Source organism: Arsukibacterium perlucidum DSM 18276, from assembly GCF_000382165.1.
Taxonomy (GTDB): Bacteria; Pseudomonadota; Gammaproteobacteria; order Enterobacterales; family Alteromonadaceae; genus Alishewanella; species Alishewanella perlucidum.
This window is the reverse complement of the sequence record NZ_KB907709.1, coordinates 109049-123328: the sequence shown is the minus strand read 5'-3', so window position 1 is coordinate 123328 and position 14280 is coordinate 109049. Positions and strand designations below refer to the sequence as shown.

Here is a 14280-nt window from a genome sequence, read left to right as displayed (position 1 = left end):
TTAACTTAACCAGGTTTCCTGAAATACACCCGCGCCCTGATATTGCTCCCGCTGGCTATGGGCTTCTTGCTCATTGGTAAAAGGGCCGGCCAGTAATTGCCCTGGCTGTTTATCATTTAGGATCTTACGTAAAGTAAATTCAGTTGTTGCGATTTTACTGGTGCTGGTTGGTATGTTGTTCATGTCTCTCTCCGGGATCAGATTAATTCAGTTAGTTTGGGGACAGTTCTGACGCCAACTCCAGGGCGCGTTCCCGCCATTTTTCATAGTGTGTTACCTGCATCATGTCTGGTTGCATCTTATGAATTTCGCCAAGTTCTCTAATGAGCTGCAACGCTAGCTTTTCCTTTCGGTGACTGATTGCTGGATTAAATGAAATAACGTCCATATGGCGTGCTGGTTTATCAACTTTTTGCATCGTTATAACCTCAGTCCTTAGCCGAATTTAGCCGGGATTACATTGTTACTACTGGCGCTTAAGCGCAGTGTGTCCAGGTAATCAGCCCAGCGCTGCATCATGTCGGTTCGCTGGGGTAGATGCTTGGTTCTGTTGTAGGCTCTGCCGTTGGCATCCTTTACAGCGTGTGCTAATTGCTGCTCAATCCATTCAATGCGATAGCCTAAAACCTCATCTAGTAGTGTCCGGGCCATTGCTCTAAAGCCGTGAGGCGTTAAGGTGTCATTGTCATAACCCAGCGCCCTGAGTGCGGTTCTTACCCCATTCTCTGACAATGGCCGGCTTTGCCCTCGAGGGGATGGGAAAACATATTTAAGTTGGCCGGTTAATGGGTGTATATCTTCGAGTATCTTTTGGGCCTGTTTGCTCAGCGGGATAATATGCGCTTCGCGCATCTTCATTTTTTCAGCCGGTATTTCTATCCGGGCATTTTCAAAGTCTATTTCTGACCATTCCAGATGCCTAAGCTCGCCAGGGCGGCAGAATAACAACGGGGATAATTGCAGTGCTGCTTTAACAATATTTGTGCCGGTATAGTTATCTAAAGCCAGCATTAGGCGGCCAACTTCTGCCGGCTCAGTAATGGCGGGGAAATGCTTTGTTACCGGGTTCTTTAATGCGCCTTTAAGATCGGCGCTTATATCACGCTCAGCACGGCCTGTTGCTATGGCATAGCGGAGAACTTGCCCGGCGGTTTGTTTGGCTCTGTGTGCTGTTTCAACTGCTCCGCGCTTTTCTATTCTCCGTAACGTGCCTAACAGATCAAGCGGTGTTAATTCGGCAATAGGCTTGCGGCCAATGTAAGGGAATAAATCTTTCTCAAGGGCGTTGCGTGTCCGGTCCCGGTGGCTTTCGCTTTTATCTGCCATCTTAATCGACAGCCACTCACGGGCGATCACTTCAAAGCTATTGGCTGCGGACTGATTGCCGGCCAGTTTACGGGCCTGCTTTTCTGCGCTGGGGTCGATACCTTGTGCCAGTTGTCGCCGGGCTTCGTCCTTGGCCAGTCGAGCATCTTTTAAGCTAACGTCAGGATAAACACCAATTGCCAGCAAGCGTTCTTTGCCGGTAAAGCGGTATTTTAATCGCCAATATCTGGCGCCGCTGGTTTTAACCAGCAGATAAAGGCCGTTTCCATCGGGCAATTTATAGTCTTTTTCCTGGGGCTTCGCTTTCTCAACCTGCGTTGCTGATAACGGCATGTTGTATTCTCCGGATTGCTGGCGCTACTGGCCCAGAGTTGCCTGGGGGTATCGGTTTGGGGGTATCACTTAGCGCGCTAGACAATATACCCCCATAGATACCCCAATAATTCGGGGGTATCTGCTGAACCATATTAGACCACGATAGAATGGCAGGCAATAAAAAACCCAGCAGTTACGCTGGGTTCGTAGCCTGTTATAGACTTGCTTAGTCTGTTGTGTGGTGGAGCTGGGGGGAGTTGAACCCCCGTCCGAAAAACCTACATCTTCGGTACTACATGCTTAGCACATTCATTTAGTTAACCCTATGAGCGCCGAATGGCAGGCTATCGTCGGGCGAGCCTGATTGGTTTTAACGTTTTGTCTCCAGGCGAAGACGCGACGCGATCCTATTAGGGGTGATCTTCCAGAGTCTCAGCTTATAGGCATGCGTGAGGGGAAGAGCTCTCTACTGCCTATTAAGCAGCGAGTGCGTAGTTTTCGTCGTTTGCGACTAGTTTTTTGCGGTTTTTTTACGAGGCCTACCGCACCTCGGCATGCACCTAGGAGTTCGTGAATCCCGTCGAATCCAGTATCAGCCCCGAATTCTTTGGTTTAACACTAACACTCTCAGTGTTTGGCTATTGTACGCCTGCTATCTGCTTATAACAAGGAACAAAATGTTGCAGAGCATTCAATCGCCGGTCTTACTTTCTAACTGTCACACCCATTAGATGGTGACACACCCTGATAGTTTCAAGGCCAGCCAAAAAAATTAGCGTTTGCTGTGTTTCATCATCCGCTCTTTTTCACGCGACCAGTCTCTGTCTTTAATATCATCGCGTTTGTCATGCTGCTTTTTACCCTTGGCTAAGTGAAACTCTACTTTTACCCAACAGGCTTTCCAGTACATAGCGGTGGCAATCAGGGTATAGCCATCACGCTCTTTCAAACCTATAAGCTTATTTAGTTCGCGTTTATTTAATAGCAGTTTACGGCTGCGATCCGGATCGCAGATAACATGGCTGGAGGCGCTTTTTAGCGCTTGTATTTGCGCACCAAACAGAAAAGCTTCACCGTCTTTGAGAATAACATAGGCGTCAGACAGGTTAACCTTGCCCTCGCGGATACTCTTAACTTCCCAGCCCTGCAAACTGATGCCGGCCTCGTATCTGTCTTCCAGAAAATATTCGTGACGGGCTTTTTTATTGGTTGCAATAGTACCGTTGGTATTTTTAGTTGGTTTTTTTTTGCTCATAATTCGCTATTTTGCTAACGCGCTGACCGGGTACGCTGCTCTGGATCCCGATGGGGCCGTACTATGCCGGCCTTGTTGCCCCGCGTTATTCTGTTACAATCAGCAGCGAGTTTTAAGGGGAGTGAGTATGCCACAAATTGAGCGCAGTGCCTTGGTTTTTTACAGTGCGCAACAAATGTTTGACCTGGTGAATGCCGTACCAGATTACCCACAATTTCTGCCTGGCTGTACCTCTGCAGATATATTAAGCCAGTCTGAGAATGAGATGGTGGCAAAGTTACAGGTTTCCAAGGCGGGGATTGGTCAATCTTTTACTACCCGCAATATTTTGCACCCGAATGAACGGATTAATATGCAATTAGTAGACGGGCCTTTTAAGCGCTTGCAGGGGGGCTGGCATTTTGTGCCCCTGAACGAACACTCTTGTAAAGTGGTGCTGCGTTTGGAGTTTGAGTTCTCCAGTCGCCTGGTACAGTTTGCCTTTGGTAAAGTATTCTCAGAGCTAACTGCCGCTATGGTCAATGCGTTTACCCAAAGAGCCAAAGTGGTATATGGGGTGAATAATGGCTGAGCAACTCACGGTAGAAGTGGCTTATGCGTTGCCTGCGCAACAAAGTTTATTGACGTTATCGGTGCTGCCCGGCAGCACTGTGCTGCAGGTTATTGAACAGTCGGGTATTTTGCAGCAATATCCCGACATTGACTTAAACCAGCAGAAAGTTGGGGTCTGGAGCCGGCCGGTAAAACCGGACGAGCTGGTAAAAGATGGCGACAGAATTGAAATTTACCGGCCGTTGATTGCGGATCCAAAAGACTTACGCCGTCGCCGGGCCGAGAAAGCCAAAGAAGAAGGGCGGGCAGATAAAGTTACCGGTGGTAGAAAGCAGGAACATTAATAGGAGTGGCGAACGAACCAGTTCACCCACAACGACACGTCGTAAACCCATCCATGGGGCCTCGTTTATAAACTTCATCCATGAAGTTCACCCTTGCGGGCCAGCAGAGCTGTTTAAATGCGTTCCCGACGCATTTATCCGCCCGTCCAGGGCTTCAACGGTCGTTTTAGGGTAAACCGATTCTTACGTAAAGATTGTTATGGCGATTTATCAGATATCCAGCGGGGTATTAAAATCTTCAGACTTCTCAAAGTCGCCAGAAATGTCCTGCAATTTATTATCTTTAAATTCAACAATAAGTTGTTTCTGAAAGTTATTACCGCGGCCACCTTTTAACGAATAGAAGTAATGCCAGGTGTCGTTGTCAAAAGCGTTTTCTGCTACCGGGCTGCCCAGTACAAATTTAACCTGCTCTTTGGTCATTGCCACCCGCAGTTTGTTGATGTCTTTTTGCTCAAGGAAATTACCCTGTGGCACATCAATCCGGTATATCACGTTAGAGCAGGCGCTTAAGCTGGCCAGCAGGCCAATTACTACTAAAATTTGTACTACTGTTTTCATCATTTTCGTCTGTTAAGTCCGGTTGCGGTTATCATACCCTATGACAGCCTTGCTGAAAAATCTTCTTTCAGACTGCCGGGGCACACAAAAGTTCGCGGGCATTGGCCAGCGCACTGGCACTGATATTCTCTCCTGCCAGTAAGCGGGCTATTTCGCCGATCCGTTGCTCATCACTTAGCAGGCGCATCCGGGTTTCTGTTGCCTGGCCATCAGTATATTTTTCCACAAACAGTTGTTGATGGCCCTGGCTGGCAACCTGCGGTAAATGGGTTACACAGATAATCTGGGTGGTTTCGCCAAGCTGGCGTAACAGCTTGCCGACACCGGCCGCCACCGGGCCGCTGATCCCGACATCAACCTCATCGAAAATCAGGGTAGGGGTAGTAATTTTATCTGCCAGGATCACCTGCACTGCCAAACTAATCCGCGATAACTCACCACCCGAGGCCACTTTTGCCAGAGGTTGTAGTGGCTGGCCCGGGTTGGTAGAAACGGTAAAGCTTATTTGGTCCCAGCCATGGCTGCTGGCTTGCTCTAAACTCAGCGCCTGAACGTTAATTTCAAAACGCGAATTCGCCATACTGAGTTCATGCATACTGTTGGCAATCAGCGTGCTTAACTTGCCAGCGGCCTGCTGCCGTTGCTGATTAAGCTCGCCAGCCAGTTGCTGGTAGCGCTGCTCTGCTTCGGTAAGCTCGGCTTCCAGTTGCACTAAACGCTGGTCATCGCCGGTCAGTTCTGCCAGTTGTCCTGCCAGCTGTTGGTGAAATTCAGGCAGCTGCTCAAAGGTAACCTGATGTTTGCGGCTTAAATTAAGCCACTGGCCCATTCGCTCATCAACTTCTTGCAGCCGCTCAGGGTCCAGTTCAACTTTGTCGGCATAGCGGCGTAGCTCGCGGCTGGCCTCTTCGGTTTGCATCAGCGCATCAGCGAGCATTTGCTGTAGCGGGTTTAAACTGTTATCAAGCTGACACAATTGCTCCAATTGCTGGTTAACGACAGAAAGCGCCTGATAAATCGAGCCCTCGTCGCTGTCGTACAGTTGCTCAATACATTGCTGGCTTTGGCTTAACAGAGTCTGGCCATGAGAAAGCCGGCTTTGCTCCGCTTCCAGCTGGGAAAACTCATCGCTTACCGGCGCAAATTGGTCCAGCTCTGCCACCTGATATTCCAGCAATTGGCGCTGGGCATCACGTTGCTGCTGGCTTTGCTGCAGCTGCTGATACTCCTGTTTCAGAGATTGCCACTGCTGAAAGCATTGTTTTAATTTACTGCGCAGTGGCGCATTATCGGCAAAGGCATCCAGCAGCTGGCGCTGATAATCGGGTTTTAGTAGTTGCTGGTGCGCATGCTGACCATGAATGCTCAGTAAGTACTGGCCAAGAGCTTTAAGTTGCTGAGCTGGTACCTGCACGCCGTTAATATAGCCACGCGAGCGGCCTTCGTTATTAATGACCCGCCGGACGATACATTCGCTGCCCATCGCCAGGTCCTGCTGTTCCAGCCAGTGCTGCGCCTGGGGTAATTGTGCAATATCAAAGGTGGCGACAATATCGGCTTTATCGGCCCCGGGGCGCACAACAGTGGCGTCAGCCCGCTCGCCTAAACACAGTGACAGCGCATCAATAGCAATAGATTTACCGGCACCGGTTTCGCCGGTAATGGTTGACATACCGGCTTGCCAGTCTATTTCCAGTGCCCGCACGATAGCAAAATTGCTGATATGAAGGTGGCTTAGCATGCTGTGACTCCCGTCAGGAATAATTACTGTTTTATACTGTGTTTAGTTACAGTGTAAATTTATACAGTAATTGTTGATTATGCAAGCCTGATTTTTAAACAGGTGACAGTTTCTAATAAAGTTTAGTGCCCCAGCCGAGTTTATTGCGCAGCACGTGGTAGTAGCTGTAGCCGGGGGGGTGCACTAAACGTAATGGTGTGGGGTGTTTGCGGATATAAATTTCATCGCCGGGCATTACCGCCAGAATAACGTGGCTGTCGCAGCTGATTTGCAGATGGGCATCGTTGCTGTCGGCTACTTTTAAACATATTTCACTGTTACCCGATACCACTAATGGCCTGCTGCTTAAGGTGTGCGGAAACATCGGTACCAGACACATCGCATCTAAATCAGGGGTAAGGATTGGCCCACCACCAGATAACGAATAGGCAGTAGAGCCGGTTGGTGTGCTGACGATTAAGCCATCTGAGCGCTGACTGTAGACAAACTCGTTGTTAATATATGCTTCGAATTCAATCATATGTGCCACTTTATCAGCGTGCAGTACAGCTTCGTTAACTGCGCTGTTACTGCTTTTAATGCTGCCATGGCGGTGGACTGATATTTCCAGTAAATTTCTTTTTTCAGTGACAAAGTTACCGTCCAGCACATCAGACAGTGGCTGTTCGAAGAATTCAGGCGCTAAATCCGTTAAAAAGCCTAAATTGCCACGATTGACCCCTAGCACCGCCACATCAAACCGCGCCAGCACTCTTGCCGCACCAAGCATATTGCCGTCGCCACCTACCACTATCGCTAAATCGCAGGTTTTACCCAGATCCACTAAATCAAGGATTTTCGCGTCGGCCAATGCTAAAGACTGCGCCACCCGTTCCTCAACGAAGACCTCAAGGCCTTTGGCACAAAGGAAATGATACAGGCTGACCAGAGTGTGGTTAGCACCCTGATGATTGGGTTTTCCAATCAGGCCGATTTTAGTAAAAGTATGGCTCATAAGGAGGTTCCTGGCTGGCATTTTGCCAGTATAGCGGCCACATCGGCCGGCGACCAGCTTCCGGCTTCTTTTAGCGATATATCAACTTGATATTGCTATTTTAGCCCCCAGATCAATAGCCAACACTGAATAAGGTATTTTGTAGTATGGCGGTGGCGCTAAGCAGGGCAGAGTTAATCTTAAAGCTGATCGTTGAGCAATATCTGGCTGATGGCTTGCCGGTATCCAGCAAGCTGATTGCTGAAAATCAGGCGTTGGATGTCAGTTCCGCCACCGTCCGCAATACCATGGTGCAACTGGAGCAACAGGGCTTTATCCGTTCACCTCATACTTCTGCCGGCCGGGTACCCACCACCAGTGGTATCCGCTTGTTTATCGATAAAATGCTTACTATGCAACCACTTAGTGGCCGCTGGCAGGCAGAAATTCAACGGCGGCTGGTGCCCACCCTGCCAGTATCGTTATTGTGCCAGCAAGCCGGCCAGTTGCTGACTAACCTGACAGGCTGTGTGGCCATTATCAGTGCACCCAAAGCCAGTGGCCGTGAGGTAAGACAAATTGATTTAGTTCGGCTGGCCAGTGACCGCTTGCTGCTGGTTGTAATTGACGAGGATGGCGATATTTTACACCGGGTACTCGACTGCGCCCAGAGTATCGACAGTGCCACTCTGGGTAAAGTGCTGTGTTTGCTTAATGCGGCGTTGGCCAATGGTCAGTGGCAGGACGGTATTGCCCGTCTTGCTGGCATCGCAAAAAATGAAAGTGGTTGTAGCCAACTATTGATCAATAACGTGCTGGGGCAACTGAGTCTGGATGAGTTTTTGCAGCATCAACCGCTTATTTTTGGCCAGCATCAATTAGTATTAAGCCCGGAATACCAGCATAATCCGGCGTTGCAGCAGGTTTTTCAGATGTTGGAGCAGCCAGCCGGCTTAATAAATTTATTGCAGAAAATTACTACCGATGAGCACCCAAAACTCATTCTGGGTAAAGAGTCTGGCTTTGTTGAACTGGCAGCGGTTAGTGTGATCAGCCAGCGCTACCAAACTAAGCCACACCGCTTTATTGCTTTGTTAGGACCCAGACGGATGAACTACGCCAAATTGGTACCATTAGTGGAAGCGTGCGCCCATCACTTAAATTTAAACTTGAATCGACAGAATCCATCCCCATAATACACCTACTTTCATTTGGAGTAGTTAGCATGACCGAGCAAACAAAGCCGAACGAGCAGGCTGAAGAGATTAAGCAGGACACCACCGCGCCGGAAAGTACGGCCAACGATCAGGCTGATACCGTTGAATTGTCTGGTGAGCAAGCGATCATTTCTAAACTGGAAACTGAACTGGCGCAGGCGCAAGCTAAGCTGGCTGACCAGCAGGATTTAATGCTGCGAATTAAAGCTGATGCTGAAAACGCCCGTCGTCGTGCCAGCCAGGACGTGGAAAAGGCCCATAAATTTGCCCTGGAAAAATTTGCCGGTGACTTATTACCGGTAGTGGATAATCTGGAGCGGGCGCTGGCGTTTATTAATCGCGAAGATGAAGCTTTTACCGGTATTGTAGAAGGCGTAGAGCTGACCATGAAGAGCTTCCTGGACACCGTTGCTAAATACGGTGTACAGCAAATTGACCCGCAAGGTCAGCCATTTAACCCGGATTTACATCAGGCGATGACCATTCAACCATCTGCAGATGTCGCACCTAATACCGTGACTTTTGTAATGCAAAAAGGTTATGAATTAAATGGCCGTTTATTGCGCCCGGCTATGGTTGGGGTGTCAAAGGCACCGGAATAGATTGATTTTAATAATAAAAAACCGGCTTTTGCCGGTTTTTTATTAACTACAGTAATGGCTGTCAGATAAGTCGCTCTGGTGAAACCCAATCATATCGCAAGCAAAAAACAGACTTGCTTTGCATAAATAAAATTTCGATAACTACTCTGCTGTTACCTTATTATCGGTTAGTCTACGTTAAGTGTTTTTCGCCAGAGGTTTGCATGCCACCGCAGTTTATTCAGGCTGTAAAACAGCTGATCCCCGCGTCGCGCTATTTTGACGATCCTATCGCTACCCTGGCGTATGGCACCGATGCCAGCTTTTATCGGTTACTGCCCAAATTAGTGCTGCGGGTTGAATCTGAGGCAGAAGTGGTGACACTGCTGAAGCTGGCAAATCAGCATAAAGTGGCTGTTACCTTTCGGGCGGCGGGTACCAGTTTATCCGGTCAGGCGGTAACAGATTCGGTGCTGCTGGTGCTGGGCGAGAACTGGCAGCAGCGCGAGGTGCGCGGCCTCGGTGAGCAAATCCGGTTGCAACCCGGGGTAATTGGCGCCGCGGCCAACAGCATGCTGACTAAGTTTCAGCGTAAAATCGGCCCAGACCCGGCGTCCATTAATAGCTGTAAAATTGGCGGCATTGTTGCCAATAATGCCAGTGGTATGTGCTGCGGTACTGCCCATAACAGTTTTAATACCCTGGCGGCGATGCGCCTTGTTTTATTTGATGGCACCGTGCTGGACACCGAAGATAGCGCCAGTGTTGAGGCATTTAAACACAGCCACCCAGAGTTGCTGGCTGAGTTGTCGTCATTAGCCGGGCAAACCCGCGCTGACGAGGCGTTGTGCGCTAAAATCCGCCATAAATACCGCTTAAAAAATACCACCGGTTTTTCACTGAATGCATTAACCGAATTTACCGATCCGATTGATATTCTGACTCACCTTATGGTCGGCTCTGAGGGCTGCCTCGGTTTTATCAGTGCCATCACTTATAACACTGTGCCGGATTACCCGCACCGGGCCAGTAGCCTGCTGGTGTTTCCATCTGTAGAGCAATGCTGTCAGGCAGTAACCTTATTAAAACCGTTGCCGGTAGCGGCGGTCGAGCTATTGGACCGGCGCAGCTTGCGCTCCGTTGAGCACAAAGCCGGCATGCCGGATTGGGTGAAACAAGTATCCGCTAATGCCTGTGCTTTACTGATTGAAAGCACCGCAATATCCAGCCAGACCTTACAGCAGCAATTAGCGCAGTTACGGGCGGTGGTGCAGGGCTTTGAGCTGGAGCGGCAGGTTGATTTCAGTACTGACCCTGCGGTATATAACCAGCTTTGGGCGATACGCAAGGGTACCTTCCCGGCAGTCGGTGCAGTGCGCGACACTGGTACTACAGTAATTATTGAAGATGTCACTTTTCCGCTGGCGCAACTGGCTGCAGGTGTGGCCCGGCTGCAGCAATTGTTTGCTAAATACAGCTATGACGAAGCCATTATTTTTGGCCACGCGCTGGAAGGTAACCTGCACTTTGTTTTCACCCAGGGCTTTGACACCCCGGCAGAAGTTAAGCGTTACGACAACTTTATGCAAGAAGTGACGCAGCTGGTGGCGGCAGAATTTGGCGGCTCGCTAAAAGCCGAGCATGGCACTGGCCGGAATATGGCGCCCTTTGTTGAGCTGGAGTGGGGAAAGGATGCTTATCAGCTGATGTGGAAGCTTAAAAATCTGCTGGACCCACAGCATATCCTTAATCCCGATGTGGTGCTAAGCCATAACCCGCAGTTGCATCTGCAAAATTTAAAACCGTTACCAGCGACGAACCCGCTGGTAGACAAATGCATAGAATGTGGCTTTTGTGAACCTGTTTGCCCATCGCGAAAACTGACGCTGACGCCACGGCAGCGCATTGTAACCCAGCGCGAAATTTCCCGCCTGCAGGCAACCGGCGAAGATGTAAAGCGGCTGAAGGCACTGCGCAAAGCCTATCAGTATGCCGGCAATGATACCTGTGCTGCCTGTGGTATGTGCAGTACAGCTTGTCCGGTCGGCATTAATACCGGCGAGTTAACCCGGGCGCTGCGGGCTGAACAGAACCGGCGCTGGCAGGGTATGGCGGCTTTGATGGCACGCCATTTTGCCGGTGTTAGCGCCATAGCGCGTTTTGGCCTGAGGGCAGGGCAGCTTCTCAAAAAGGTGATACCCGGCTGGCACCGGGCGATGCCTTCGGTTAATCGTAAAAAACTAACAGCCACTGATAGCACAACGCCCGCAAACAGCACCCTTACGCCAGTGATCTATCTGGCCAGTTGCAGCAGCCGGGTAATGGCGCCGCAAGCCAATAGCCGGGACAGTCGCAGCTTAATGCAGGTAAGTACTGACTTACTGGCCAAAGCAGGTTATCAGCTGATTGTTGCTGAGGGTTTGGCCAGCCAGTGCTGTGGCATGCCGTTTCAGTCAAAAGGTCAGTTTGCCGCGGCTGAACAGAAACAAACTGAACTAAACCAGTGGTTGCTGGCAACAAGTAATTGGGGTCAGATCCCGATTTATTCTGATAGCAGCCCTTGCAGTTTAACCCTGCAGGGTAAACTGGATTCAAGATTGAAGATAATCGACAGTATCGACTTTCTGTATCAGCATGTGTTACCAAAACTAACCATTACCCCGCAGCCAGAGCCGGTGGCGTTGCATATTAGCTGTAGCGCCAGCCAGTTGGGCCAGAGCGCAAAACTGCAGCAATTAACCGCTGCCTGTACCGGGCAGGTGGTGATACCCGAAGGGATCAGTTGTTGTGGCTTTGCCGGCGATAAAGGCTTTGTGTTGCCAGAGTTGAATGCGTCTGCGCTATCAAACTTAGCGGCGCAGGTAAGTAAGTGCTCACGAGGGGTGTCGAGCAGCCGCACTTGTGAGATTGGCTTATCGCGGCATAGCGGGATTGAGTATCAGCATCTGGTGTATCTGCTGGATCAACAAAGTGCTTAGATTGCTGGCGCTCACTTATTGCAGCAGTTATATTCAGCTAATCTACAGGTAAATAGATGCAGGGCTGTTTTTTTAACGGTTACTGATGCCAGAATCCCTGCCGGAGAGCATGATGAATGTCCTGAAAAGAAACAATGTAAAAGTCACGGGTTCAAAAAATGCTCCAATTATTATGTATGCTCACGGTTTTGGCTGCAGCCAGGCAATGTGGGCTGCTGTTACCCCCGCTTTTGAACATTGCAGCCAACAAATTCTGTTTGATTTTGTCGGTAGTGGCCAGTCAGATATCAGCCAGTACAGCTTTTCGCGTTATGCCAGCCTTAACGGTTATGCTGAAGATATACTTGAAATTTGTGATGCGTTAGGATTATCTGCTGATATTATTTTTGTTGGTCATTCAGTAAGTTGCAGTATTGGCATTCTTGCTGCTAATCGCAGGCCAGGGCTTTTTAAGTCAATGATTTTACTTGGCCCCTCACCTTGTTTTCTGAATGTTCCGCCGGATTACCAGGGCGGGTTTGAACAGGCAGATTTAGCAGGCTTGATAGAGCTGATGGATCAAAATTACCTCGGCTGGGCTAATTACCTTGCTCCTGTTGTCGCAGGTGCGGGCGCCGATCCGCAGATTGCCGGCCAGTTATCAGACAGTTTTTGTTCTACCGATCCTGTTATTACCAGACAATTTGCCCATGCTACTTTTTTTGCCGACAACAGAGCCGATTTTGCAAAACTTGCAGTACCGACATTGATATTGCAGCACAAAGAAGACGCCCTGGCATCAATCGAAGTTGGCCAATTTGTCCACCAGCAAATAAAAGATAGTCAATTGGTTACTCTCGATGTCGCAGGGCACGCTGCGCATATGAGTCATCCGGCGCTGGTGATTGAGGCTATGCAGCGCTTTTTGCAGCAGGAACTCAACTGTTGAACAATCTGGGTGAACTGAATGCGTTACCCTGCGCGGTAATAGTGACTGATACCGGCGGCACTATTCTGTTTATTAATCAGTGGGCACAAACAGCGTTTGCTTTAACCGAGCAGGCACTGCCTGACAGGCTGGAACGCATACTCCCCCGGGCGGGCCAGATTTTTTTGCAAACGCACATTTTGCCAATGCTACGTAAAGAGAGCGTGATAAGAGAGATATATCTGCAAGTTAACGGCGCAGCATCAACTCAAATTCCGATGCTGCTAAATGCCCAACAAGGTTTTTTTGGCGAAATAGCCTGCTTTCGCTGGGTTATGTTGCCGGCACAGCACCGGGCTGAATTCGAGCAGCAATTATTAAAAAACAGGCAGCAAATACAAGAGTTTGCAACAGAGGCTGAGTCTGGCAGACAAATCCTGCAAACGGTAATGGATGGCGTCAAGGATGTAGGCATCCTGGCACTTGCCGCTGATGGCAGTATCAGGTTTGCGAATAGTGGTGCCGGACTCATTTTCAAAACAGCAACGGATACATTGATTAAAAGTCGTATCGGAGACTGGCTTTGCTTACCAGAAAATTTGTTCAACGCTTTTTGTTCGCCGTCTGAACCAGGTGTTACTGCCGTGCAGCCAATGGTATTGCACGATTTTGAAACTAGGTTGCAGTTAACCGACGGTCGGAAAATTGATGTGCAGGTACAGTTAAGACAATTGGAGTCATTTACCACATTACAAGCATTCAGGTTTATCGTTATTATCACTGATATTCAGCAGCGCAAGCAGTATCAGGCCTTGCAGGATACTTTTATTGCCAATGTCAGCCATGAACTCAGAACGCCACTTACCTCTATTCTTGGTGCGCTTAAACTGCTGAGTGTTGATAAGAAGTCTGTTTTGACAGCGCAAAGTCAGAATCTAATAGATCTCACCGTAAAAAATGCCGACAGATTAAAGCAGCTGATTGTGGATATTTTAGATTTCTCAAAACTTTCTGCCGGTCAGCTGTCTGTAAATTTACAAACGGAATTTTTAACCAGCCTGTTGCATCAGGCAAGTGATGAACTGCTGCATTACCTGCCAGCAAAACAAATACGGATAGAAATCAGGCAACCTTTGTCAGATATCAAGATCCAGACGGACGCCGGCCGTTTTTTACAAATAATGTCTAATTTACTCTCAAATGCCAAAAAGTTTTCAGCCGCCAACAGCGTCATAAAGGTAGACGCTGAAATAATAGCTGGCTTTGTTAAAGTCACTATTACCGATCAGGGGCCCGGAATATCTGAAGATTTTATTCCTTTGCTGTTTAGTCAGTTCCGCCAGCAAGATGACGCAACAGGCAGGCAGTACGAAGGTACGGGCTTGGGTTTGTCTATTTGCAAACAGCTTACAGAGTTAATGGGCGGTGAGATTGGTTATCAGCAAAGTGCAGTGGGTGGCGCAGTTTTCTGGTTTACCACTGCGCTGGCACCGGCAGAGGATAGTGGTTTGTTGCCATCTTATAATTGAG

At 49.0% G+C, this 14280-nt stretch carries 14 protein-coding genes and 1 other RNA gene; 7 read left to right on the top strand and 8 right to left on the bottom strand.

Annotated features, from left to right (window positions below; genetic code table 11):
- The 5 genes from H141_RS0108765 to smpB all read right to left on the bottom strand — a co-directional run bounded on the left by H141_RS0108765 (position 1) and on the right by smpB (position 2896).
- Entirely contained in the window at positions 1 to 183 is a 183-nt protein-coding gene (locus H141_RS0108765; protein ID WP_019675882.1) for a hypothetical protein, read from the bottom strand.
- A 28-nt stretch (positions 184 to 211) separates the two neighbouring features.
- Positions 212 to 418, bottom strand: a complete 207-nt coding sequence (locus H141_RS0108760; RefSeq protein ID WP_019675881.1) for a hypothetical protein — start codon at positions 416 to 418, stop codon at positions 212 to 214.
- Positions 419 to 435: 17 nt separating this feature from the next.
- A complete protein-coding gene (locus tag H141_RS0108755; protein WP_019675880.1) occupies positions 436 to 1659 on the bottom strand; it encodes a tyrosine-type recombinase/integrase in 1224 nt (407 codons plus the stop codon).
- 221 nt (positions 1660 to 1880) lie between these two features.
- Positions 1881 to 2241, bottom strand: a transfer-messenger RNA (tmRNA) gene (ssrA, locus tag H141_RS21125).
- Between the two features lie 172 nt (positions 2242 to 2413).
- Positions 2414 to 2896: an SsrA-binding protein SmpB gene (smpB, locus tag H141_RS0108750; RefSeq protein ID WP_019675879.1), complete on the bottom strand. Its 483-nt coding sequence runs from the start codon at positions 2894 to 2896 to the stop codon at positions 2414 to 2416.
- A gap of 127 nt (positions 2897 to 3023) precedes the next feature.
- Between smpB and H141_RS0108745 the strand changes: the two genes are divergently transcribed.
- Together H141_RS0108745 and H141_RS0108740 are read left to right on the top strand one after the other, a co-directional pair.
- Positions 3024 to 3467 carry a type II toxin-antitoxin system RatA family toxin gene (locus tag H141_RS0108745; RefSeq protein ID WP_019675878.1) on the top strand — a complete coding sequence of 148 codons (444 nt, stop codon included), beginning with the start codon at positions 3024 to 3026 and terminating at the stop codon, positions 3465 to 3467.
- A complete protein-coding gene (locus tag H141_RS0108740; protein WP_019675877.1) occupies positions 3460 to 3792 on the top strand; it encodes an RnfH family protein in 333 nt (110 codons plus the stop codon). Before H141_RS0108745 ends, H141_RS0108740 begins: the two co-directional genes overlap by 8 nt.
- Before the next feature lie 210 nt (positions 3793 to 4002).
- Here H141_RS0108740 and H141_RS0108735 read toward each other — a convergent pair whose 3' ends face one another.
- The 3 genes from H141_RS0108735 to nadK form a co-directional block, all read right to left on the bottom strand.
- Positions 4003 to 4356 carry an outer membrane protein assembly factor BamE gene (locus H141_RS0108735; protein ID WP_240473110.1) on the bottom strand — a complete coding sequence of 118 codons (354 nt, stop codon included), beginning with the start codon at positions 4354 to 4356 and terminating at the stop codon, positions 4003 to 4005.
- Positions 4357 to 4420: 64 nt separating this feature from the next.
- On the bottom strand, positions 4421 to 6094 hold the full coding sequence (recN, locus tag H141_RS0108730) for a DNA repair protein RecN (protein ID WP_019675875.1): 1674 nt from the start codon (positions 6092 to 6094) through the stop codon (positions 4421 to 4423).
- Positions 6095 to 6206: 112 nt separating this feature from the next.
- On the bottom strand, positions 6207 to 7088 hold the full coding sequence (gene nadK, locus H141_RS0108725; protein ID WP_019675874.1) for an NAD(+) kinase: 882 nt from the start codon (positions 7086 to 7088) through the stop codon (positions 6207 to 6209).
- 146 nt (positions 7089 to 7234) lie between these two features.
- On the opposite strand from nadK, the gene hrcA reads away from it, so the two are divergent.
- The 5 genes from hrcA to H141_RS20915 all read left to right on the top strand — a co-directional run bounded on the left by hrcA (position 7235) and on the right by H141_RS20915 (position 14279).
- A complete protein-coding gene (hrcA, locus tag H141_RS0108720; protein ID WP_019675873.1) occupies positions 7235 to 8263 on the top strand; it encodes a heat-inducible transcriptional repressor HrcA in 1029 nt (342 codons plus the stop codon).
- A gap of 29 nt (positions 8264 to 8292) precedes the next feature.
- A complete protein-coding gene (gene grpE / locus H141_RS0108715; RefSeq protein ID WP_019675872.1) occupies positions 8293 to 8886 on the top strand; it encodes a nucleotide exchange factor GrpE in 594 nt (197 codons plus the stop codon).
- 203 nt (positions 8887 to 9089) lie between these two features.
- Complete coding sequence (locus tag H141_RS0108710; protein ID WP_019675871.1) at positions 9090 to 11843, top strand: FAD-binding and (Fe-S)-binding domain-containing protein; 2754 nt, start codon at positions 9090 to 9092, stop codon at positions 11841 to 11843.
- A gap of 85 nt (positions 11844 to 11928) precedes the next feature.
- Positions 11929 to 12771: an alpha/beta fold hydrolase gene (locus H141_RS0108705; RefSeq protein ID WP_240473109.1), complete on the top strand. Its 843-nt coding sequence runs from the start codon at positions 11929 to 11931 to the stop codon at positions 12769 to 12771.
- Positions 12768 to 14279: a sensor histidine kinase gene (locus H141_RS20915; RefSeq protein ID WP_019675869.1), complete on the top strand. Its 1512-nt coding sequence runs from the start codon at positions 12768 to 12770 to the stop codon at positions 14277 to 14279. The genes H141_RS0108705 and H141_RS20915 overlap by 4 nt, the downstream gene beginning before the upstream one ends.
- The last annotated feature ends 1 nt before the right edge of the window (position 14280 follow it).